The organism is Sphingomonas colocasiae, from assembly GCF_019880585.1.
GTDB lineage: Bacteria > Pseudomonadota > Alphaproteobacteria > Sphingomonadales > Sphingomonadaceae > Sphingobium_A > Sphingobium_A colocasiae.
Window position 1 is genome coordinate 1171147 of sequence record NZ_JAINVV010000004.1, and the last position, 22742, is coordinate 1193888.

Sequence of the window (22742 nt, forward strand, 5' to 3'; positions counted from 1 at the left end):
AGGCATCGGCGATATGGCGCCTGCGAACCGACAGCCGAGAAGGAGGACGATGTGGCGTTGCGCAAGCTGGTGGCCGGCAACTGGAAGATGAATGGCGACCGTGCGGCGCTCAGCGAACTCGACAGTATCGATGCCGCCGCCGAAGCGCATCCGGGCGTCGACGTCGCGATCTGCCCGCCTTTCACGCTGATCGTGCCTGCGACCGGGCGTGCGCCCGGCCTCGCGATCGGCGCGCAGGATTGCCACACCGCCATCTCCGGCGCGCATACCGGCTGCATTTCCGCCGAGATGCTCCGCGACGCCGGCGCGCGCTACGTCATCGTCGGTCATAGCGAGCGGCGAACCGACCAGCATGAAAGCGATGCGGAGGTCCGCGCCAAGGCGGAGGCCGCGATCGCCGCAGGGCTCGTCGCCATCCTGTGCGTGGGCGAGACGGAGGCGGAGCGCGATGCGGGCAGGGCGCTCGACGTCGTGCGCGGCCAGCTCCAGGGTTCGATTCCGCCCGCCGGCACCGGCGAGACGCTGGTCGTCGCCTATGAACCGGTCTGGGCGATCGGCACCGGCCGCACGCCCTCGGTCGCCGATGTGGCGGAGATGCATGCCGCGATCCGCGCGACGCTGGGCGGCCTGCTTGATGGCGAAGGGGCCGCGGTGCGCATCCTTTATGGCGGTTCGGTCAAACCCTCGAATGCGGCGGAGCTGATGGCGGTGCCCGATGTCGACGGCGCGCTCGTCGGCGGCGCCAGCCTGAAGGCCGCCGATTTCGAACCGATCATCGCTGCCGCGGCGGCGTGACGTGCTATAAGTTGAACTGTGGCCCCGCAGGGGCTACAGGCGCGCTTTCGTTCTTCTGACGGTTCGGCTCACATCCATGTTCACCTTCCTGCTCGTTCTCCACGCCATCATCGCCGCCGCGCTCGTGACGGTGATTCTCATGCAGCGCTCGGAGGGCGGCGGCCTGGGCATGGGCGGCAGCCCGACCGGCCTGATGTCGGCGCGCGGCGCCGCGGATTTCCTGACGCGCGCGACGACGATCCTCGCAGGCCTGTTCGTGGCGATGTGCATCCTGCTCGCCACGCTGGCCTCGATGCGCTCGAACGGCGATGTCGATACTTCGCTCGCCCGCCAGCCGGCGGCGCCGTCCGGGCCGACCCTGCCCGTCGATAATGCTGCGGTTCCGGCGCCCGCGCCGACCGATCCGCTCGCCGACGCGACGTCTACCCCGGCGCCTGTCGCAAATGCGGCGGCACCCGCCGCGGCAGCGCCGCGGGCCGAGCGGCCCGCGCCGCGCACGACCGATCCGGTCTCGCGCAGTACGCCGACGCCTGCGGCCGGCAATGCCGCCGTTCCAGCGCCGGCGCGCGTCGCACCGCCGGCCGTGGTTCCCGTTGCACCGCCCGCCGCCAACGGCGCCGCACCAAGCAACTGAAATCGTTCGCGTTGAAATCGGCCCGGCGCATTTTTTGCGTCGGGTTCGGATTCGCGCGCTTGCCGTCAACACCTAACCGAGGCTAAGCCTTTTCTCCCATGGCGCGGTTCATTTTCATCACCGGCGGCGTGGTCTCCTCGCTTGGCAAGGGTCTGATGGCGGCAAGTCTTGCCGCCCTCCTCCAGGCGCGCGGCTACAAGGTCCGGATTCGCAAGTTCGATCCCTATCTGAACGTCGATCCCGGCACGATGTCGCCTTATCAGCACGGCGAAGTCTATGTGACCGACGACGGGGCGGAGACCGACCTCGACCTTGGCCATTATGAGCGTTTCACCGGCGTATCGGGCCGCCAGTCGGACAATGTCACCTCCGGCCGGATCTATCAGCAGATCATCGCCAAGGAGCGGCGCGGCGACTATCTGGGCGCCACCGTCCAGGTGATCCCCCATGTCACCGACGCCATCAAGGAATTCGCGCGCAACCAAACCGACGATGTCGATTTCGTGCTGTGCGAGATCGGCGGCACGGTGGGCGATATCGAATCGCTGCCCTTCATGGAGGCGATTCGCCAGCTCCGCGCCGATCTCGGCCGGCTGAACTCGATCTTCGTCCATGTCACGCTGGTGCCGTATATCGCGGCGGCGGGCGAGTTGAAGACCAAGCCGACCCAGCACAGCGTGCGCGACCTGACCGCGCTCGGCATCCAGCCCGACGTGCTGGTGTGCCGTTGCGAACGGCCGCTGCCCGAAAGCGAGCGCGCCAAGATCGCGCTGTTCTGCAATGTGCCCAAGGAAGCCGTGATCCCCGCGCTCGACGCCAGCAGCATCTATGGCGTGCCGTTGCAATACCATGCCGAAGGGCTGGACGAGGCGGTGCTGTCGGCATTCGCGATCGATCCGGGCGAAACGCCCAATCTGTCGCGCTGGGACGACATCATGGATCGCCTCCAGAATCCGGAAGGCGAGGTGACGATCGGCGTGGTCGGCAAATATGTCGGCCTGGCGGACGCCTACAAGTCGCTCAACGAGGCGCTCGTCCATGGCGGCATCGCCAATCGCGTCAAGGTCAACATCAAATGGCTCGACGCCGAGCTGTTCGAGCAGAGCGAGGGCGAAGTCGCCGCGATGCTCGAGCCGATGCACGCGATCCTCGTGCCCGGCGGTTTCGGGGAGCGCGGATCCGAAGGCAAGATCGCCAGCGTCCGTTTCGCGCGCGAGCGCCAGGTGCCGTTCTTTGGCATCTGCCTGGGCATGCAGATGGCCTGTATCGAGGGCGCGCGGAACACCGCCGGCATCGCGGCAGCGTCGACCACCGAATTCGGACCGACCGACGAACCGGTCGTTGGCCTGATCACCGAATGGATGACGGCGGAGGGACTGCAGAAGCGCGAGGAAGGTGGCGATCTGGGCGGCACGATGCGCCTGGGCGCCTATCCGGCGACGCTGGCGGGCAACAGCCATGTCGCCAGCATCTATGGCGGCACCGAGATCAGCGAACGTCATCGTCACCGTTATGAGGTGAACGTCCATTATCGCGACCCGCTTGAAAAGGGCGGTCTGGTCTTTTCCGGCATGTCGCCGGACGGCACGCTGCCGGAGATCGTCGAGCGGCCCGACCATCCCTGGTTCGTCGGCGTGCAGTTCCATCCGGAACTCAAGAGCAAGCCGTTCGCGCCGCACCCGTTGTTCGCGAGCTTCATCGAAGCGGCGCTGAAACAGTCTCGCCTGGTCTGATCCCGCTGCAAGGAATCTTCAGGATTCGCGCATAGACTGCGTTTCGCCCGATGGGGTGGGGCGGGATGGCGAAGGCGAAATCGACGAAATGGACGGTGCTCGCGCCGTTCGGCAGATTGGGACATGCGCTTGGCTGGCGCTGGGCGATGCCGATCGGCACGCTGCCGTTGCCTTATCATCCCTGGATCGCACGGTTCGGCCCGTGGCTGATCGTCGCGCTGCTGATCGCCTATCCGCTGGCCCGGTCGATCGAGGCTGGACACGCCCTGGCGCTCGCGCAGGGCTGGGCGCGGCCACTGTGGATCGCGCTCGGATTGGCGATCCCGCTGTCCGTACCGATCCTGCAATGGCTGGCCTTCCTGTTTCGCCTGCCGTTGCTCCAGCTTGTCATGGCGCCCGTCGCGATGTTGTTGCTGACGGGTGCCGTCGTCACCGGCGCCGAGCCTGCCGCCATGATGGCGCTGCCGGCGACCTATTTCGGCTGGCACATGGCAGGCGCGATCCGGGGGGCGCTGGTCCTGCGCCGGCTGCATGATCGCGCGGCGGAACTGGAGCGAACGATCAGGCTCGGAGCGGTGGACGATCCGCCGATCCTGATCGACGATCAGAGTGGGGCAGGGGATCGCGCGTCATGGCTCGCCAGGACGGTCATCGACAAACTGAATCAGCCTTTCGTCCATATGCGCGGGATCGATCGCAAGACCGGCGAGCCGGTTCTGTCGACATGGTATCGCGTCGCGGCCGGAGATTTCGAAGCGATCGAGGCGCTGGCGGCCGACATACCCGAATGCGGGGTTCAGCGGGGTAAGCAAAGCCCCACCGTCATAGTGCGGCTCACCGGCGATCCGCCGCAGGGCCCGGTGACCGAGCTGATTTTCGGTGACCGGTCGATGCGTTGGATGCCGCTCAAGGGAAAGCTGTCCAACCTGACGATCGCGCGACCGGGTTTGCCCGCGATCGACTATGTCCATGGTGTGGCCGCGCGTTATGCCTGGGTGCCGGGATTCAGCCTGTTCTACATGTTCAGCTTGACCGGGCAGGGCCGGTGGCAGTTCGGCTTTCCCCATAAAACCGAAGAGCCGGTGGGGCAGGCGAGGACTGTCGAATCCGCGCTGGCGACTTTGGCTGCGCCGGTCGACGGCGAACCGCCGCGCTGCATCGACCTGTCCTGGCTGCAATCGGTGCTCGATGCCCGACTGACCACCATGCTTGCCGAAGAATGCGAGAGTCTCGACCGGTTGCTGGTCGATCCCGAACATTGGCGGCTCCGGCATTTCCGTCAATTGCCGCGCCGGCCCGATCTGATCGCCGCGCATGCCGAAACGATCTGGGCCGCCCTGATTTCCTCCCGCGACAATCGATGGGTGCATGCGACGCGCGCGCTCGCGGCACTGGTCGCCGAACTGCCGGAGCGTGAATTCCGGGCGCTCGGTCCGGATATCGTCGCGCTTCTCAATTCGCGTGAAGTTGCAGGCCAGGCCAGGACGATCAAGCTTTCCAGGGCCGATCTCAAGGCGGGCGATTTCCCGTTCGCAGGTTTCGGCCTGCTGAGCTTCACACCGAAGCTCTACGAACGGCTCGGTGAATTGGGGGAGCCGGCACGGCCGCTGATCATGGCACTGGGTACGCTCGCCAATTGGCCGTCCGCGCTGGCAAAGGCGCGTGATCGACTGGGCTGAACGGCTTCAGTCTTCGCGTTTCGCGCCGTCCAGAAGCCGCTCGGCGCGGCTTTTCTCCTGCGCATCGGCCAGTTTTTCGGCCTTTGTGCGTCCGAATCTGGCGCGATTTTCCGCCGCCTGCGCCGTTGCGGCGGCCCGCGCCTTCGCCTTGCGCACGGATCTCAGGTTGATGACGTCGCCCATGTCCCGCAGTCTATCAGCACGGGGAACGGAACCGAAGGTTTTTCGTCGCCTGTGACCGTCGTCACACCCTGATCGTTCCGGGTGCGTCATCCGGGTGGCGACGGCGAATCGGAAAAGATCGACGCCGGAAGGGAACGCACATGAAAGCCGAACAACTCGCCGCACTGCTGCCCGAACATTCGATCTTCGCATCCTGCAGCGAGGACGAACTGGCGGCGATCATCCTGCACGGCACGCTCCAGAGCCACGCCAAGGGCAAGGAGCTCATGCGGCAGGGTGACGAGGGCGATTCGCTGATCATCCTGCTGACCGGCACCGCGCGCATCGCGATGGTTTCGAGCAACGGGCGCGAGATCATCCTCGACTATGCCGAACCGGGCTGGGTGATCGGCGAGATCGCGCTGCTCGACGGTGGCGAACGCACCGCGACCGTCACCGCTCTCGAACCCGTACAGGGGCTCAAGCTCTCGCGATCCTCGTTCGAAACGATCATCGCGCAATATCCGGGCATGGGCCTACGCATCATGCGCGAGCTTGCCCGGCGGCTGCGCCAGGCCAACAGCACGATCGAAAGCGACCGCGCCTTCACGTCCGGCCCCAGGCTGGCACGCTTCCTGCGCCGGCTGACGCTGGACGGTTCCACCGACGGGCGGCTTCGCCTCGATCTCAGCCAGGGCGAACTGGGCATGTTCGCCGGCATGTCGCGCGAACAGATCAACCGCCAGCTCGGCGCATGGTCTGATTCGGGTGTGATCGCGCTCGATGGCGGACGGATCAAGATTCTGGATAGCACCCTGTTGTCGGAGATCGCCGAAACAGCCGATTGACCGGAAACGCGGCCTATTGCGACCCGGGCCGCACCTTTCCGCATCGGTGGCGCTCCACGGTGCTCTTGGGCAGCCGGACGCGTACGCAGTCCGGCTGCTCCTTTATATTCGTACAAAAAGCGCCCGGGCCGTTGCCGGACCGGGCGCAGCTGTGCGCAAGGCGGAAGGGGGCTCAGGCCGCCTTGCGTTTATCCGCGATGCTTTCGACCGAAGCGCTCTCGGGCGCGGCGCCGCTGCCGATGGCGATCTTCTGCGGCTTCATCGCTTCGGGAATCTCGCGGACAAGATCGATGGTCAGCAGGCCATCGGCCAGGTTCGCATCCTCCACGCGGACGAAATCGGCGAGTTCGAAGCGGCGTTCGAAGCTGCGATTTGCAATGCCGACATGCAGGAACTGGCTGCGATCCTGGTCGCCATGATCCTTCTTGCCGGCGACGAGCAGGAGATTCTGCTGCGCGGTGATCTCGATCTCTCCGCTCTTGAAGCCGGCGACGGCGAGCGTGATGCGATATCGGTCTTCACCGCGGCGCTCGAGGTCGAAGGGCGGATAATTGTCGCCCTGCGCCTGGCGCGCATTATTCTCGAGCAGATCGAACAGCCGGTCGAAGCCGACGGTGGAACGGCGATAGGGGGTGAAATCGAAGGTCCTCATATCCAAAAATCTCCAATGAGCATTTTCGAGCGCAACGAGGCCCGCGATCGCGGCGCCCCGGAACATCCGGCCCTGATCGGCGCCGGATATGCGTGAGTTAAGATGCGGATTTCGGCTTTCAAGGGCCTTGAAACGACAAGTGCCCGGACCGTTTCCGATCCGGGCACCCGCGTGACGAATGCTCGTCAGCCCCCTTGGATTTGACTTCAGCACGCTGGCGATGCCGGTCCCTTCAACGTCATCGCCGGGCGAAGCCCACTCCCCGAACCACGGCCTTTGCCTGCGTTCAGCCCATTAACGCTACGCAAACGTCATCGCCTTGTCATGGAAGGAATCGATAGGCCTGAACGATTGAGTCGATGCTGTGCCCATTTGGCAACACGAGAGGGCCGATTGCCAGCATCGCCACCTGTCCCTAGAGCGTTGCATGTGGTGACTGAACCACGCAACCCGCTCTTTTCCCTGATGGAGCACCGCCCTTTGCCGAAAATCGGTTCCCAATTTTCCGCGCCATGCTCTAGACGAGACGCCATGCCGTCGACCTTCCAGGATCCCGCCGCATGATCCTCTCCCGCTATGAGCGGATGATCGCAAAACGCTATCTGCTGCCGGGAAAGGGCGAAGGCTTCATCTTCCTCGTCGCCGGGATCAGCCTGTTCGCGGTGATGCTGGGCGTCGCTGCGCTGATCATCGTGATGAGCGTGATGAACGGTTTCCGCGCTGAATTGTTCGACAAGATCGTCGGTTTGAACGGCCATGCCGTCGTGCAGGGCTATGGCGGTCGGCTGTCCGACTGGCGTGAGGTGCTCGCCGAAGCGAAACGGACACCGGGTGTGGTTTCCGCCACACCGATGATCGAACAGCCGCTGATGGCGAGTTCGGAAGGGCGGGTGGAAGGCGTGATCGTGCGCGGCATGACGCTGCCCGACATCACCGGAAATCCGACGATCGCCGGCAATGTCCTGCGCGGCAGCCTGCGCGAGCTGAAGCCGGGCAACGACAATGTCGCGATCGGCGCGCGGCTGGCCGAACAGCTCGGCGTTCAGGTCGGCAGCCAGATCAGCCTGATCAGCCCGCAGGGCCAGACCACGCCGTTCGGATCGGTGCCGCGCATCGTGGCTTATCGCGTCGCCGCGATCTTCGAGGTCGGCGTCTATGACTACGACAAGGCGTTCGTGATCATGCCGATGGAGAATGCCCAACTGCTGCTGTTGATGGGCGATTCGGTGGGCATGATCGAGGTCGAGACCGTCGATCCCGATCGCGTCGGCCAGATCCTGGCGCCTTTGGGGCAGAAAGTGGCGGGCCGGGCACAGGTATCCGATTGGCGGACGATGAATTCCCAGCTTTTCGAAGCACTCGCGGTCGAACGGGTGGCGATGTTCGTCGTGCTCTCGATCATCATCCTGGTCGCGGTGTTCAACATCCTCTCGTCGCTGATCATGCTGGTGCGTGCCAAGAATCGGGACATCGCGATCCTGCGCACGATGGGCGCCACGCGGCGCGGACTGATCAAGATCTTCGTGACGGTGGGGGTGACGATCGCATCGCTCGGCATCCTGGCGGGAATCGTCCTCGGCTTCATCTTCCTGTTCTTCCGCCAGTCGGTGGTGAATTTCATCCAGTTCGTGACGGGGCAGAATCTGTGGGATCCCTCGATCCGTTTTCTGACCGAACTCCCGTCGAAGACCGATCCGTTCGAAGTGCTCGGCATCTGTGCGATGGCGCTGCTCTTCAGCTTTCTCGCCACGCTCTATCCCGCCTTCAAGGCGGCGAGCACCGATCCCGTGCAGGTGCTGCGCTATGAGTGACATTCTGGCCACCCAGGGCCTGCGCCGCAGCTTCGTGCAGGGCGAGGACACGATCGAGGTGCTGCGCGGCGTCGATCTGCATGTCGCGCCCGGCGAGATCGTCGCGCTGTTGGGGCCGTCGGGCTCGGGCAAATCGACCTTGCTTCAGGCGGTCGGCCTGCTCGAAGGCGGTTTCGAGGGATCGATCCGGATCAAGGGGCAGGAAGCGGCGCGGCTCGACGCCGATGGGCGGACGACGCTGCGCAGGGACGCGCTGGGCTTCGTCTATCAGTTCCACCATTTGCTGCCCGATTTCGATGCGACCGAGAATGTCGTGCTGCCGCAATTGATCCATGGCGCGGAGACCGCCGATGCGCAGGTGCGCGCAAAATCGCTGCTGTCGTCGCTGGGGCTGGGCCATCGCCTGACGCACCGGCCGAGCCAGCTTTCGGGCGGCGAGCAGCAGCGGGTCGCGGTGGCCCGCGCGCTCGCCAATCGGCCGGCGCTGGTGCTGGCGGACGAACCGACCGGCAATCTCGACGAAGCCACCGCCGATATCGTCTTTTCCGAATTCCTGGCGCTTGTACGCGGCGAGGGATCGGCGGCGCTGGTCGCCACGCACAATGAAAGGCTGGCGGCGCGCATGGACCGGGTGGTCCGGCTGCACGACGGGGTGCTCGAATAAGGGAGAAGCGCATGGCGACGGTCGCGGATTTTTCGGTGAAGCTGCCCGGCGGCGCGGACCGGGCGCTCGCCGACTATGCCGGCAAGGTCGTGCTGATCGTCAACGTCGCCTCCAGGTGCGGTTTCACGCCGCAATATGCGGGGCTTGAGGCGCTCTATCGCAAATATCGCGAGCGCGGCTTCGAAATCCTGGCATTTCCGTGCAACCAGTTCGGCGCGCAGGAGCCCGGCGATGCCGAGGAAATCGCGAATTTCTGTTCGCTCACTTACGACGTGACCTTTCCGCTGATGGCCAAGATCGAGGTCAACGGCCCCGGTGCCGATCCGCTCTACGACTATCTGAAATCGGAGAAGCCCGGCCTTTTGGGCAGCAAGGCGATCAAATGGAATTTCACCAAGTTCCTGGTCGATCGCACGGGCAGGCCGGTGAAGCGTTATGCACCGACCGACAAGCCCGAAGCGCTGGAAAAGGACATCGAAGCGTTGTTGTAGAAGGTGCCGCGTCGATTGGGTTTAACGAATCGCGCTGGTCCGGCTAAGCTCGGCCATGCCTCACGCTCCGTTCGTTCCGCTTCGCATCTTTTCGTCCTTTACGATGCTGGAAGGGGCGATCGAACCCAAGGTGATCGCGAAACGCGCGCGCGAACTGGGTTTCCCGGCGGCGGCGCTGACCGATCGCAACGGCCTTTACGCTGCAATGGCCTTTTCCGATGCGTGCAAGGGGGCGGGCGTGCAGCCGGTAATCGGTGCGATGCTGTGCGTGGCACGGCCGGGCATGCCCGATGGCGTCGAACCGGCGCTCGACTGGCTCGCGCTCTATGCGCAGGACGAAACCGGCTATGACAATCTGTGCGCGCTCGTCTCCGCCGCGCATCTCGACCGGCCGGTGGAGTTGCCCGCGCATGTCCGTTTCGAGGCGCTGGAGGGGGCGACCCAGGGCCTGATCGCATTGACCGCCGGTGCCGAAGGCGGTCTGGCGCGCCTGTTCGCCGAAGAGCAGATGGATCGGGCCTTCGACTATGCCGACCGGTTGCAGGCGCTGTTTCCGGACCGCCTTTATATCGAGATCGTCCGCCGGCTGGATGAAGTGGAGGGCAGGGCGGAACCGCATCTGCTCGATCTTGCCTATGCGCGCGATCTGCCGCTGGTCGCGACCAACCCGTCCTGCTTCGCCGACGAGAATTTCCACGCCGCGCACGATGCGATGCTCTGCATCGCCGGCTCGTCCTATGTCGAAAGCGAGGATCGCCGCAGGAGTTCGCCTGATGCGTGGATGAAGCCCGCCAAGGACATGAAGCTGCTGTTCGACGATCTGCCCGAGGCGTTGGCGAACACTCTGGTCGTGGCGCAGCGTTGCGCGGTGATGGCGCCGAAGCGCAAGCCGATCCTGCCCAGTCTTGCCGGTGACCGCGAGGGCGAGGCGACGAAACTGCGCGAGGACGCGCATGCCGGCCTGATGATGCGCCTCGAAAAGGCCGGCATCGCCGACGACGAGGCCCGCAAGGCCTATGTCCAACGCATCGATTTCGAGCTCGACGTCATCGTCCAGATGGGATTCCCCGGCTATTTCCTGATCGTCGCGGATTTCATCAAATGGGCCAAGGAACAGGATATCCCGGTGGGGCCGGGGCGTGGTTCGGGTGCCGGATCGGTCGTCGCCTGGGCGCTCACCATCACCGATCTCGATCCGCTGAAGCTCGGCCTGCTCTTCGAACGCTTCCTCAATCCCGAGCGCGTCTCGATGCCGGACTTCGATATCGACTTCTGCGAAACGCGGCGCGAAGAAGTGATCCGTTACGTCCAGCGCAAATATGGCCGCGACCATGTGGCGCAGATCATCACCTTCGGGCGGCTGAAGGCGCGCGCGGTGCTCAAGGACACCGGCCGCGTGCTCCAGATGAGCTATGGCCAGGTCGACCGGCTGGCGAAGCTGGTTCCGAACCATCCGACCGATCCGTGGACGCTGGAGCGGACCATGGAGAAGGGCGGGGTCCCCGAATTCCGCCATGAATATGAGACCGACACGCAGGTGAAGCGCCTTGTCGATCTCGCGATGAAGCTCGAAGGGCTGCCGCGCCACAGTTCGACTCACGCCGCCGGCGTGGTGATCGGTGATCGTCCGCTCGACCAGCTCGTGCCGCTCTACCGCGATCCGCGATCGGACATGCCGGTCACCCAGTTCGACATGAAATATGTCGAGGGCGCCGGCCTGGTAAAATTCGACTTTCTCGGCCTCAAGACATTGTCGGTGTTGCAAAAGGCGGTGCAGCTGCTCGCCAAGCGTGGCGTCCAGGTCGATCTCAGCACGCTCGAATGGGACGACGAGGGCGTCTATAAATTGCTCCAGAAGGGCGACACCGTCGGCGTATTCCAGTTGGAATCCGAAGGCATGCGCCGGACGCTGGCGGCGGTGCGCCCGTCCAATTTCGGCGACATCATCGCGCTCGTCTCGCTCTACCGGCCCGGTCCGATGGACAATATCCCGATGTTCGGTGCTCGTAAGAACGGGCGCGAACAGATTGAATATCCTCATCCTTTGCTCGAAGGTATCCTGTCGGAAACCTACGGCATCTTCGTCTATCAGGAACAGGTGATGCAGGCCGCGCAGATCCTGGCCGGCTACAGCCTGGGCGGCGCCGACATGCTTCGCCGCGCGATGGGCAAGAAGATCAAGGCGGAGATGGACGCGCAGCGCGTGGGCTTCGTCGAGGGATGCAAGGCCGTCAACGGCATCGATGCGGACAAGGCCAACGAACTGTTCGACCTGATCGACAAGTTCGCGGGCTATGGTTTCAACAAGAGCCACGCCGCCGCCTATGCATTGCTCGCCTATCAGACGGCGTGGCTGAAGGCGCACCATCCGCACGAATTCTTCGCGGCGTCGATGTGCTTCGACATGGCGCTGACCGACAAGCTCGGCATCTTCGTCGAGGATATGCGCCGGATGGACATCGTCTATCTGCCGCCGTGCCTGAATGCGAGTCAGGCCGAGTTCGACGTCGAGCAGACGGCGGACGGGCTGGCGGTGCGCTATGCGCTGGCGGCGCTCAAGGGTGTCGGCGAGAAGGCGATGGAGACGCTGATCGCCCAGCGCGAGGCGACCGGCCCGTACAAGACGCTCGACGATTTCGCCAATCGCGTCGATCCGCGCCTGCTCAACCGCCGCCAGATCGAAAGCCTCGCGGGGGCGGGGGCGTTCGATTCGATGAATCCCGATCGTGCCGGCGTCCATGCCGTCGCGGAGACGATCCTGGCGATCGCCTCGCATGCCGAGGAAAACCGGACGAGCGGCCAGCATGGTCTGTTCGGCGAAAGCGAGGCACGCGCGGCGGCGATCCAGATCCCGCAAAGCGCGCACTGGTCGCTCGCCGATCGTATGGCGCAGGAAAAGGACGCCTTCGGCTTCTATTTTTCCGCGCACCCGGTCGATCGCTACAGCCATCTGGCGGATGGTCATGGCGCGCGCAGCTATGGCGCGCTCTGCGCGCAGGTCGCGCCCGTCGATGCCAGCCGCACCACCGCGACGATGGCGGCGCTGATCGAGGATGCGCGCTGGCGCACCTCGGCGCGGGGGCGGCGCTACCTGATGGCGACCTGCTCCGACGCGTCGGGCCAGTTCTTCGCCACCTGTTTCGACGACGATATCGCCAAGCAGCTGGAGGATACGGCGCGCGCCGGCGATTGCGGGCTGCTGACCGTCGAGCTTGATCGGCGGCCGGGAGAGGAGGCGCCGCGCGTGACGGTGAAGCGCATCCAGGCATTCGACCAGCTCGCCGGCAATGCCCGGTTGATGGTCGAGATCGTGATGGATGATCCGGCGGCGATCGGCCCGCTCGCGATGTTGCTGGACGGATATCGCGGCGGACGCGGCGAACTGATGCTGCGCGCACGGCTGGACGGGGGCGCAGAGGCCTCGGTCCGCCTCGGGCGCGATTATCTGCTCGATGCCGAGCTCGCGGCCCGGATCGAGACGCTGCCGGGAATCCTTTCGGTCTCGCTGCGCGCTGCCGATCCGCCACGCCTTGCGCTCGTATCCTGACGCCGCGCTTGCCCTTGTGGCGCTCCCTGCTATAGACGCCGCCGACCGACGGTGTCCTAGCGGGCGTGGCGGAACTGGTAGACGCGCTGGATTTAGGTTCCAGTATCGCAAGATGTGGGGGTTCGAGTCCCTTCGCCCGCACCAGTCTCCGCTCCCGGAAGACGGAGCGGTTCAGAGATTCCAGATCATGAAGGCGTTTGAAGAGAGATGCAGACTGTCGAGACGTTGAACGAGGGCCTGAAGCGCGCCTACACGCTGACCATCACCGCGAAGGATATCGACGCGCGCGTCGATCAGGAAGTGAAGCGCGTCGCGCCGCAGGTGCGCATGCCCGGCTTCCGTCCCGGCAAGGTGCCCGCCAACCTGATCCGCAAGATGCACGCCGAATCGCTGGCGCAGGATGCGCTCAACAGCTCGATCCAGGAAGGCGTGCAGAAGCTGATCGCCGACAACAAGCTGCGTCCCGCGATGCAGCCCTCGGTCGAACTCGGCGAAGGCTATGAGCCGGGCAAGGATGCCGAGGTGAAGGTCGCGCTCGAAGTGCTGCCCCAGGTGCCGGCGCCTTCGATCGACGGGCTGAAGCTCGAGCGGCTGACCGTCGAGGTTTCGGACGCCAAGGTCGATGAAGCCGTCGACCAGATCGCGAGCCAGAACAAGCAGTTCGACGAAGCGCCCAAGAGCCACAAGGCAAAGGAAGGCGATCTGGTCGTCATGGATTTCGTCGGCAAGGTCGACGGCGTCGCCTTCGACGGCGGCACGGGCGAGGGCATGTCGGTCGAGATCGGATCGGGCCGCCTCATCCCCGGTTTCGAGGACCAGCTCGTCGGCGTGAAGGCCAATGACGAAAAGACCATCGAAGTGACCTTCCCCGAGGATTACACGGCGGAGAATCTCAAGGGCAAGGCCGCGACCTTCGATCTGGTGATCAACGAGATCCGCGTGCCCAAGGAAGCCAAGGCTGACGAGGATTTCGCCAAGTCGCTGGGCCTTGAGAGCCTGGAACAGCTTCGCGGTCTGCTCAAGGGGCAGATCGAGCAGGAGCATAACGGCCTCACCCGCACGCACATGAAGCGCAAGCTGCTCGACCAGCTCGCCGAAAGCCATGATTTCGAAGTGCCGCCTTCGATGGTCGAGGCCGAGTTCAACCAGATCTGGGCTCAGCTCGAGCATGAAGCGAGCCATGAGGAAGATCCGGCCGCCGCGCTGAAGGAAATGGAAGCCGAGAAGGACGATTATCGCGCGATCGCGGTTCGTCGCGTCCGCCTGGGCCTGCTCCTTTCGGAGATCGGCCAGGCGAACGGCGTCGAAGTGACGGCGCAGGAAATGAACCGCCTGATCGGTCAGGCCGCTCAGCAATATCCGGCCGACCAGCGCGAGCGCTTCATCCAGTTCATCCAGCAGGAGCCGATGGCGGCGGCGCAGCTTCGCGCGCCGCTCTACGAGGACAAGGTCGTCGACTTCCTGTTCGGCAAGGCCGAGATCAGCGACCGTGCGGTGAGCCGCGAGGAACTGGAAGCGGCGATCGAGGCCGAGGATGACGGCCATGTCCATGGCCCGGGCTGCGGCCATGACCATCACGACCATGATCACGCCGCCAAGCCGAAAAAGGCCGCGAAGAAGGCCGAGCCGAAGGACAAGGCCGAGGCCAAGGAAGACGTGAAGGCCGACGAGGCCGAAGCGCCGGCCGAGAAGGCGAAGCCCGCTAAAAAGGCGGCGGCGAAGAAGACGGCCGACGACGCGGAAGCGGCGGCCGAGGAAAAGCCGGCCAAGAAGCCCGCCGCCAAGAAGCCGGCGGCGAAGAAGTAATCGACGCCGGAGCGCTGGGGCATGGCGAACGGGGCGAGTGAGGCTGTCTTGCGGGGCGGCCTGCCGGCCGGGCTGCGCATCGCGGTTCTGCTGCCATGCTATAACGAGGAAGCCGCGATCGTGCAGACGATCGAGGGCTTCCGCGCGGCGCTGCCGGGCGCGACCATCTACGTCTACGACAATAACAGCCGGGACCGGACGGTCGAGGTGGCGCGCGCCGCCGGCGCGATCGTCCGCACCGAGCGGATGCAGGGCAAGGGCAATGTCGTCCGCCGCATGTTCGCGGACGTCGATGCCGATGTCTATGTGATGGCGGACGGCGACGCGACCTATGACGCGCCCGCCGCGCCGAAACTGGTGGCGCGGCTGGTCGACGAACAGCTCGACATGGTCGTGGGCGCGCGCAAGTCGGAGATCGAAGAGGCCTATCGCCGTGGCCACCGCTTCGGCAATGCGATGCTCACGGGTATCCTCGCCTGGATATTCGGCCGGACTTTCAGTGATATTCTCTCGGGTTATCGAGTCTTCTCAAGGCGATTTGTGAAGAGTTTCCCGGTGCTTTCGGCGGGTTTCGAGATCGAGACCGAGATCAGCGTGCACGCGCTGGAACTCCGCATGCCGGTGGCGGAGGTCGTCACCGCCTATGGCGCGCGGCCCGAAGGGTCGGTGTCCAAACTCTCGACCTATCGCGACGGCTGGCGCATTCTCAATACGATCGCGACCCTGTTCCGCATCGAACGTCCGGTTCTCTTCTTCGGGCTGATCGGCGGTGCGGTCGCGCTGCTGGCGCTGATCCTCGCGCTTCCGCTGGCGATCACCTATGTCCAGACCGGGCTCGTGCCGCGGCTTCCCACGGCGATCCTGTGCACCGGCCTCGTCACGCTCGCCGCGCTCAACGTCATGTGCGGACTGATCCTCGACACGGTGGTGCGCGGGCGCCGCGAGGTCCGTCGCCTGGCCTATCTGGCGTTCCCGGCGGTCGCCGCCGACGTCGAGCGCTGAAGCGGCGCGTCGATCCGCGCGCGATCAGCCACTTGAAGGCGGCTTGCCTTCACCCGATCTAAGCGCCTAGAGCCTGAACGTCAGCGGCGGAAACGGCGTAGTGTTTCCGCTGATGGTGTGAATCAGGCTCCAGTCAAAGGTCGAGACCTTGATTCACGTGTCAGGCTGTTTAGCCTGAGGCGACCAAGGCCTAGCAGAGAGCCTCACGGGCAAAGGACACGAGATTCCCATGAATAATCCGTTCGAGAACGGCCAGATCCACGACGCACTCGTCCCCATCGTCATCGAGCAGTCGAACCGCGGCGAGCGCAGCTTCGACATCTATTCGCGCCTGCTGCGCGAGCGGATCGTGTTCGTGACCGGCGGGGTGGAGGACCATATGGCCTCCCTTATCACCGCCCAGTTGCTGTTCCTCGAATCGGAGAATCCGAAGAAGGACATCTTCATGTACATCAACTCGCCGGGCGGGGTGGTGACGGCGGGCATGGCGATCCACGACACGATGCAGTACATCCGCCCGCGCGTCGGCACGGTGTGCATCGGCCAGGCCGCCTCGATGGGCAGCTTCCTGCTGGCGAGCGGCGAACCCGGCATGCGCATGGCGCTGACCAACGCCCGCATCATGATCCACCAGCCCTCGGGCGGTGCGCAGGGTCAGGCCACCGATATCGAGATCCAGGCGCGCGAGATCCTGCGTATCCGCCACCGGATGAACGAGCTTTACGCGAAATATACCGGCCAGCCGCTCGAAGTGGTCGAGAGTTCGATGGAGCGCGACAAGTTCATGTCGGCGGACGAAGCCAAGGCTTTCGGCCTGATCGACGAGGTGTTCGACAAGCGCCCGGTGCCGTCGGAAGAGACGAGCGCTGCGGCCTGATCTTCGCGCCCGACAGGCGGGCGTGACAGCGTTGTTGACGATCCTGCCGGCGTTGCTGATCGCAGCGCCGGCAAACGCTTCCGAGAAACAGGGGGCTGCGACGTCGATACGCGGCGGATCCGTCGATGCCGAACTGGCGGATCTTCAGCGCGAAGTGAGCGGACGCCAATATCGATCCGCGATCGATCGCCTCGATCGCATCGTGAAGATGCCATTGCCCGCCGAACAACGGCAACGCATGGCGATGCTGCAGGCCATGCTGTTCGTCGCCGACGGCGACCGGGCGAAAGGGTTGAAGGCGATCGCGGCCGTTCGGTCGCTCGATCCTCAGGCGATCGAGCCCGCCGTGATCATGCTGGAGTTCGCGCGCGGTTTCCGCGATCTGGAAATCACCCGGATGGCGATGGACGCGCTGATGGAACACGGTCCGACGGGCGCGCGGGAGATCGGCTTTCGCGACGCGATGTGGGTCGTCCGGAAACTGAATGAAGACAATCGCAAGTCCGAAGCGGATGCCTTTGTCGTCCGGCTGGAGGCGAGCGGCGGCGCCAGTGCCGAAATCGCCACGCGTGAAAGGCTGAAACTGATGGCCGCGCGGATCTCGATCAAAGCCGGGCGCATTGATGAGGCGGCACGGGCGATGCGGGGCGTGAATAGTCCCGGTCCGTTGCGGGAAGCCCTTGTCGACAGGATTTATGCGCCGATCTGGCCGGCGCTGGAGGCTCAGGCGGGCCCTCATATGCGGATCGCCGCCGCAGCCGCTGTCGAGGAGGCGCACACGGCCTGGGACGGATCCCGCGATCCTTCACCAGTCGTCATTCGCGCATTGGCCGAGGCCTATTTCCAGGCGGGCCGGTTCGAGGAAGCCGACGCTCTGGCTTCCCGCTTCGCGGCGACGGCCCAGGAGGCCGCTGCTGTCGGAAATGAGGGCGGCTGGGTGATCGATCTGCATGCCGACATTCTGCGCGTGATGGGGCGGGTGGAAGATGCCGACAAGCGCTATGCGGCGATGCCGAAGCTCGACGGCAGGGAAACGGCCTGGCTGGTCAGCATGATGATCAATCGTCTCCATATGCTGGTCGGCGATCGCCGTTGGACCGAAGCTTCGGCGCTGCAGGGCGATGTCGAACGCGCGGCGACGCAGCATGGGACGCCCTATGCCCGGCAGCTCGTTCGTCGAATGAAGCTGTGCATCGCGCACGCCGTGAAACCTGGGCAGGATCTCTCGGGCATGATCGGTGAAATCACTGCACACGAAAAGGATGCGGTCGGAAGCACGGCCGAGGCCCTGATGTGTGTCGGCCGGATGGATGAAGCCGAAGCGGAGGTGGTGAGGGCGCTTGCCGATCCTGATCATGCGGATTCGGCGATCGATTCGCTTCAGCCCTTTGCTTCCGCCCCTGATCATGTCCGCACGATCTGGACCGACGGATGGGCCGAACTTGGGCGGCGTCCGACGGTTCAGGCGGCGCTGGACAAGGTGGGACGCGTGCTTCCAGAAGCGCTTTGGCCGGTCAAAAAGGCGACGATGCGGTAGATTGGGGACGTCAACGGCTTGTTTCCGTCTTGCCAGTAGGCATATTGGGTATCCGGGCAACGCGGTCTTCGGTAGAATGCCGAATCCGGACGGCGAAGGGCCGGATCGAGAAGGTAAGTGATTTTATGACGAAATTGAGTGGCGGCGATTCCAAGAGCACCCTGTACTGCTCGTTCTGCGGCAAGTCGCAGCATGAGGTGCGGAAGCTCATCGCCGGCCCGACCGTGTTCATCTGCGATGAGTGCGTCGATCTCTGCAACGACATCATCCGTGAAGAGACCAAGACCGCGCTCGTCTCGAAGAAGGACGGCGGTGTGCCGACCCCGCAGGAGATCTGCGACTTCCTGGACGATTATGTGATCGGCCAGAAGCAGGCGAAGCGCGTGCTCTCCGTCGCGGTGCACAATCACTACAAGCGGCTCAACCACGGCCAGAAGGGCGCCGATGTCGAGCTGGCAAAGTCCAACATCCTGCTCGTCGGGCCGACCGGATCGGGCAAGACGCTGCTGGCGCAGACGCTGGCGCGCATTCTCGACGTTCCCTTCACCATGGCGGACGCGACGACGCTCACCGAAGCCGGCTATGTCGGCGAGGATGTCGAGAACATCATCCTGAAGCTGCTTCAGGCCAGCGATTACAATGTCGAGCGCGCGCAGCGCGGCATCGTCTATATCGACGAGATCGACAAGATCAGCCGCAAGGCCGAGAATCCCTCGATCACCCGCGACGTGTCGGGCGAGGGCGTTCAGCAGGCGCTGCTCAAGCTGATGGAAGGCACCACCGCCAGCGTGCCGCCCCAGGGTGGCCGCAAGCATCCGCAGCAGGAATTCCTGCAGGTGGACACGACCAATATCCTGTTCATTTGCGGCGGCGCCTTTTCGGGGCTGGAAAAGATCATCGGCGATCGCCTGCAGGGCAAGTCGATCGGCTTCGGTGCCTATGTGGCCGCTCCAGAGGAGCGCCGCACCGGCGAGGTGCTGCGCCAGACCGAGCCGGAGGATCTGCTGAAGTTCGGCCTGATCCCCGAATTCGTCGGCCGTCTGCCCGTCATCGCCACGCTTGAGGACCTCGACATCGAGGCGCTGGTGAAGATCCTGGCCGAGCCCAAGAACGCGCTGGTCAAACAGTATCAGAAGCTGTTCGACATGGAGGAGGTGAAGCTGGGCTTCACCGACGACGCGCTGACCTCGGTCGCGAAGAAGGCGATCGAGCGCAAGACCGGCGCGCGCGGCTTGCGTTCGATCCTGGAGGCGATCCTGCTCGACACCATGTTCGACCTGCCCGGCATGGACGGCGTCGACGAGGTGATGATCGACAAGGATGTCGTCGAGGGTCGCAAGGAGCCCGTCCGCGTCTTCGCGAAGAAAGAGAAGAAGGCCGGCGACGCCGCCTGATCTTGCGGCAACGCGATAGATAGGGATTGAACGAACGATGAGCGACGCGAGCGAACGCACGCGCCTGCGCCCCTTGCCGGCACTGATCTTCAGCTCGCGCTGGCTGCAATTGCCGCTCTATGTGGGCCTGATCGTCGCCCAGTGCGTCTACGTCGTGCTGTTCCTGAAGGAACTGAAGCATCTGGTGCTGCACGCCTGGGAGTTCAGCGAGCAGCAGATCATGTTGCTGGTGCTCGGCCTGATCGACGTGGTGATGATCTCCAACCTGCTCGTGATGGTGATCGTCGGCGGCTACGAGACCTTCGTGTCGCGATTGCGGCTGGAGGGGCACCCCGACCAGCCCGAATGGCTGAGCCATGTGAATGCCGGCGTGCTGAAGGTGAAGCTGGCGATGGCGATCATCGGCATCTCGTCGATCCATCTGCTGCGTACCTTTATCGAGGCGGGCGCGATGGGCACGGCGACCGGCCGCGTGACCGAGACCGGGGTGATGTGGCAGACGATCATCCATATGTGTTTCATCGCCTCGGCGATCGGCATCGCCTTTGTCGACCGGATGACGCAGTCGAAGCATTGATCTGCCGGCGGGCGGAATTTCGACACGGTAATTTTGCGTATATGCCGATTCATTGATCCTGCGGGATGGCGCGCCCATATAGGTGCTACCCGTTCACCGGAGTCTTCATGACCAAGTCCTATCCCGTTCTCCCCCTGCGCGACATCGTCGTGTTTCCGCACATGATCGTGCCGCTGTTCGTCGGCCGCGACAAATCGGTCGTTGCGCTGGAAAAGGCGATGGAGTCGGACAAGGAGATCTTCCTCGTCGCCCAGCTCGATCCCGCCGAGGACGATCCCGGCCGCGACGACCTGTACGATCTGGGCGTGATCGCCACCGTGCTCCAGCTTTTGAAACTGCCCGACGGCACGGTGCGCGTGCTCGTCGAGGGCAAGCAGCGCGCGACGCTCGAATCCTTCGATTCCGCGGGCGGCCATGCGGTTGCGTCGGTGACGCCGATCGAGGATCGCGTGACCGAGAAGGATACCGAGCTGAATGCGCTGATGCGCTCGGTGGTCGAACAGTTCGAGAATTACGCCAAGCTCAACAAGAAGCTGCCGGCCGAGACGGCGGTTCAGTTGAGCGAGATCGAGGATGCCACGCGTCTGGCGGATTCGATCGCGGCGAACATCTCGATCAAGGTCTCGGACAAGCAGGCGCTGCTTGTCGAACTCGATCCCGCGCGTCGCCTGGAGATGGCGTTCGCCTTCATGGAAGGCGAACTGGGCGTGCTTCAGGTCGAAAAGAAGATCCGCAGCCGCGTGAAGCGGCAGATGGAGAAGACGCAGCGCGAATATTATCTCAACGAGCAGTTGAAGGCGATCCAGCGCGAGCTGGGCAATGAGGGCGAGGAGGGCGAGGGCGACGAACTCGCCGAACTGACCCAGAAGATCGCCACGCTCAAACTGTCTCAGGAAGCGCGCACCAAGGCGACCGCCGAGCTCAAGAAGCTCAAGACCATGGCGCCGATGTCGGCCGAGGCGACGGTCGTCCGCAATTATCTCGACGTGCTGCTGGGCCTGCCCTGGGGCAAGAAGTCGAAGCTGAAAAAGGATATCGCGCAGGCGCAGAAGGTGCTCGACGAGGACCATTATGCGCTTGAGAAGGTGAAGGACCGGATCGTCGAATATCTGGCGGTCCAGGCGCGCACCAACAAGCTGAAAGGCCCGATCCTGTGCCTGGTCGGCCCGCCGGGCGTGGGCAAGACCAGCCTGGGCAAGTCGATCGCCAAGGCGACGGGGCGCGAGTTCATCCGCCAGTCGCTGGGCGGCGTGCGCGACGAAGCCGAGATTCGCGGCCACCGCCGCACTTATATCGGCTCGCTGCCGGGCAAGATCGTGACCAACCTGAAAAAGGCCGGCACGTCGAACCCGCTGTTCCTGCTCGACGAGATCGACAAGCTGGGCCAGGATTTCCGCGGCGATCCCGCATCGGCGCTGCTGGAGGTGCTCGATCCGGAACAGAACAACAAGTTCCAGGATCACTATCTCGAGATCGATATCGATCTGTCGGACGTGATGTTCGTGACCACCGCGAACTCGCTCAACCTGCCTCAGCCCTTGCTCGACCGCATGGAGATCATCCGGCTGGAGGGCTATACCGAGGACGAGAAGGTCGAGATCGCGCAGCGCCACCTGATCGCCAAGCAGATCGAGGCGCATGGCCTGAAGGACGGCGAGTTCACGCTGACCGAGGATGGCCTGCGCGCGCTCATCCGTCATTACACCCGCGAGGCGGGCGTGCGCACGCTCGAGCGCGAGATCGCCAAGCTGGCGCGCAAGTCGCTGCGCCGGATCCTGGAGGGCAAGGCGGAGACGGTGACGATCACGCCCGACAATCTCTCCGATTTCGCGGGCGTGCAGAAATTCCGCCATGGCCTGGGTGAGGAAGAAAACCAGATCGGCGCGGTCACCGGCCTCGCCTGGACCGAAGTGGGCGGCGAATTGCTGACCATCGAGGCTGTCACCGTGCCCGGCAAGGGCGCGGTCAAGACCACCGGCAAGCTCGGCGAAGTGATGAACGAGTCGATCCAGGCCGCCTTCTCGTTCGTCCGCGCGCGTGCGCCCGCCTATGGCATCAAGCCCAGCCTGTTCGCGCGCAAGGACATCCATATCCATTTGCCCGAAGGCGCCGTGCCCAAGGACGGTCCCTCGGCCGGCATCGGCATGGTCACGTCGATCGTCTCGACATTGACCGGCATAGCCGTCCGCAAGGACGTGGCGATGACGGGCGAGGTGACGCTGCGCGGCCGTGTGCTGGCGATCGGCGGGTTGAAGGAGAAGCTGCTCGCCGCGCTGCGCGGCGGCATCACCACCGTGCTGATCCCGGCCGATAACGAGAAGGATCTCGCGGAGATCCCGCAGAACATCAAGGACGGGCTGAAGATCGTGCCGGTGAAGCATGTCGACGAGGTGCTCGCGCTTGCGCTCACCGAAACGATCGAGCCGATCGACTGGACCGAAGCCGACGAACTGGCGGCCCAGCCGCCGCAGTCTCCGCCCGGCGGGCATGGCGAAGCGGACGGCTTGCGCCACTAGACTCACCCCGTTCGACC

17 protein-coding genes, 1 tRNA gene and 1 pseudogene are annotated in these 22742 nt (G+C 64.4%); 17 read left to right on the plus strand and 2 right to left on the minus strand.

What is annotated here, in order from left to right; genetic code table 11:
• Positions 1 to 51 precede the first annotated feature (51 nt).
• The 4 genes and pseudogenes from tpiA to K7G82_RS11875 all read left to right on the plus strand — a co-directional run bounded on the left by tpiA (position 52) and on the right by K7G82_RS11875 (position 4841).
• A complete protein-coding gene (tpiA, locus tag K7G82_RS11860) occupies positions 52 to 795 on the plus strand; it encodes a triose-phosphate isomerase (RefSeq protein WP_222990031.1) in 744 nt (247 codons plus the stop codon).
• A gap of 76 nt (positions 796 to 871) precedes the next feature.
• Positions 872 to 1258 (plus strand): annotated as a pseudogene (secG, locus tag K7G82_RS29760) (preprotein translocase subunit SecG); the annotation flags it as partial.
• A 269-nt stretch (positions 1259 to 1527) separates the two neighbouring features.
• Positions 1528 to 3162: a CTP synthase gene (gene pyrG / locus K7G82_RS11870; protein ID WP_222990033.1), complete on the plus strand. Its 1635-nt coding sequence runs from the start codon at positions 1528 to 1530 to the stop codon at positions 3160 to 3162.
• Positions 3163 to 3227: 65 nt separating this feature from the next.
• Positions 3228 to 4841: a hypothetical protein gene (locus K7G82_RS11875; RefSeq protein WP_222990034.1), complete on the plus strand. Its 1614-nt coding sequence runs from the start codon at positions 3228 to 3230 to the stop codon at positions 4839 to 4841.
• A gap of 6 nt (positions 4842 to 4847) precedes the next feature.
• On the opposite strand, the gene K7G82_RS11880 is transcribed toward K7G82_RS11875, so the two are convergent.
• Entirely contained in the window at positions 4848 to 5024 is a 177-nt protein-coding gene (locus tag K7G82_RS11880; RefSeq protein ID WP_222990279.1) for a DUF4169 family protein, read from the minus strand.
• Positions 5025 to 5164: 140 nt separating this feature from the next.
• Here K7G82_RS11880 and K7G82_RS11885 point away from each other — a divergent pair, with 140 nt between their 5' ends.
• Positions 5165 to 5851, plus strand: coding sequence for a Crp/Fnr family transcriptional regulator (locus K7G82_RS11885; RefSeq protein WP_222990035.1), 687 nt, complete (start codon positions 5165 to 5167; stop codon positions 5849 to 5851).
• Between the two features lie 172 nt (positions 5852 to 6023).
• Here the strand turns inward: K7G82_RS11885 and K7G82_RS11890 are convergent, their stop codons facing one another.
• Positions 6024 to 6503 (minus strand): Hsp20 family protein, encoded by a 480-nt coding sequence (locus K7G82_RS11890; RefSeq protein ID WP_222990036.1) that lies wholly within the window; start codon positions 6501 to 6503, stop codon positions 6024 to 6026.
• A 560-nt stretch (positions 6504 to 7063) separates the two neighbouring features.
• Here K7G82_RS11890 and K7G82_RS11895 point away from each other — a divergent pair.
• The 12 genes from K7G82_RS11895 to lon all read left to right on the plus strand — a co-directional run bounded on the left by K7G82_RS11895 (position 7064) and on the right by lon (position 22725).
• Positions 7064 to 8314, plus strand: coding sequence for a lipoprotein-releasing ABC transporter permease subunit (locus tag K7G82_RS11895; protein ID WP_222990037.1), 1251 nt, complete (start codon positions 7064 to 7066; stop codon positions 8312 to 8314).
• On the plus strand, positions 8307 to 8978 hold the full coding sequence (locus K7G82_RS11900) for an ABC transporter ATP-binding protein (RefSeq protein WP_222990038.1): 672 nt from the start codon (positions 8307 to 8309) through the stop codon (positions 8976 to 8978). The genes K7G82_RS11895 and K7G82_RS11900 overlap by 8 nt, the downstream gene beginning before the upstream one ends.
• Before the next feature lie 11 nt (positions 8979 to 8989).
• On the plus strand, positions 8990 to 9469 hold the full coding sequence (locus K7G82_RS11905; RefSeq protein WP_222990039.1) for a glutathione peroxidase: 480 nt from the start codon (positions 8990 to 8992) through the stop codon (positions 9467 to 9469).
• Positions 9470 to 9524: 55 nt separating this feature from the next.
• The gene (gene dnaE, locus K7G82_RS11910; protein WP_222990040.1) at positions 9525 to 13016 is read left to right on the plus strand and encodes a DNA polymerase III subunit alpha; all 3492 of its coding nucleotides are present in this window, start codon (positions 9525 to 9527) and stop codon (positions 13014 to 13016) included.
• 59 nt (positions 13017 to 13075) lie between these two features.
• Positions 13076 to 13160, plus strand: a tRNA-Leu gene (locus K7G82_RS11915).
• A gap of 63 nt (positions 13161 to 13223) precedes the next feature.
• On the plus strand, positions 13224 to 14822 hold the full coding sequence (gene tig, locus K7G82_RS11920; RefSeq protein ID WP_222990041.1) for a trigger factor: 1599 nt from the start codon (positions 13224 to 13226) through the stop codon (positions 14820 to 14822).
• 48 nt (positions 14823 to 14870) lie between these two features.
• Positions 14871 to 15824, plus strand: coding sequence for a glycosyltransferase family 2 protein (locus tag K7G82_RS11925; protein WP_246623421.1), 954 nt, complete (start codon positions 14871 to 14873; stop codon positions 15822 to 15824).
• A 229-nt stretch (positions 15825 to 16053) separates the two neighbouring features.
• A complete protein-coding gene (gene clpP, locus K7G82_RS11930) occupies positions 16054 to 16701 on the plus strand; it encodes an ATP-dependent Clp endopeptidase proteolytic subunit ClpP (RefSeq protein ID WP_222990043.1) in 648 nt (215 codons plus the stop codon).
• A 22-nt stretch (positions 16702 to 16723) separates the two neighbouring features.
• Positions 16724 to 18238, plus strand: a complete 1515-nt coding sequence (locus tag K7G82_RS11935) for a hypothetical protein (protein ID WP_222990044.1) — start codon at positions 16724 to 16726, stop codon at positions 18236 to 18238.
• Positions 18239 to 18363: 125 nt separating this feature from the next.
• Positions 18364 to 19632, plus strand: coding sequence for an ATP-dependent Clp protease ATP-binding subunit ClpX (gene clpX / locus K7G82_RS11940; protein WP_222990045.1), 1269 nt, complete (start codon positions 18364 to 18366; stop codon positions 19630 to 19632).
• A 37-nt stretch (positions 19633 to 19669) separates the two neighbouring features.
• Positions 19670 to 20209: a TIGR00645 family protein gene (locus K7G82_RS11945; RefSeq protein ID WP_222990046.1), complete on the plus strand. Its 540-nt coding sequence runs from the start codon at positions 19670 to 19672 to the stop codon at positions 20207 to 20209.
• 107 nt (positions 20210 to 20316) lie between these two features.
• A complete protein-coding gene (gene lon, locus K7G82_RS11950) occupies positions 20317 to 22725 on the plus strand; it encodes an endopeptidase La (RefSeq protein WP_222990047.1) in 2409 nt (802 codons plus the stop codon).
• The last annotated feature ends 17 nt before the right edge of the window (positions 22726 to 22742 follow it).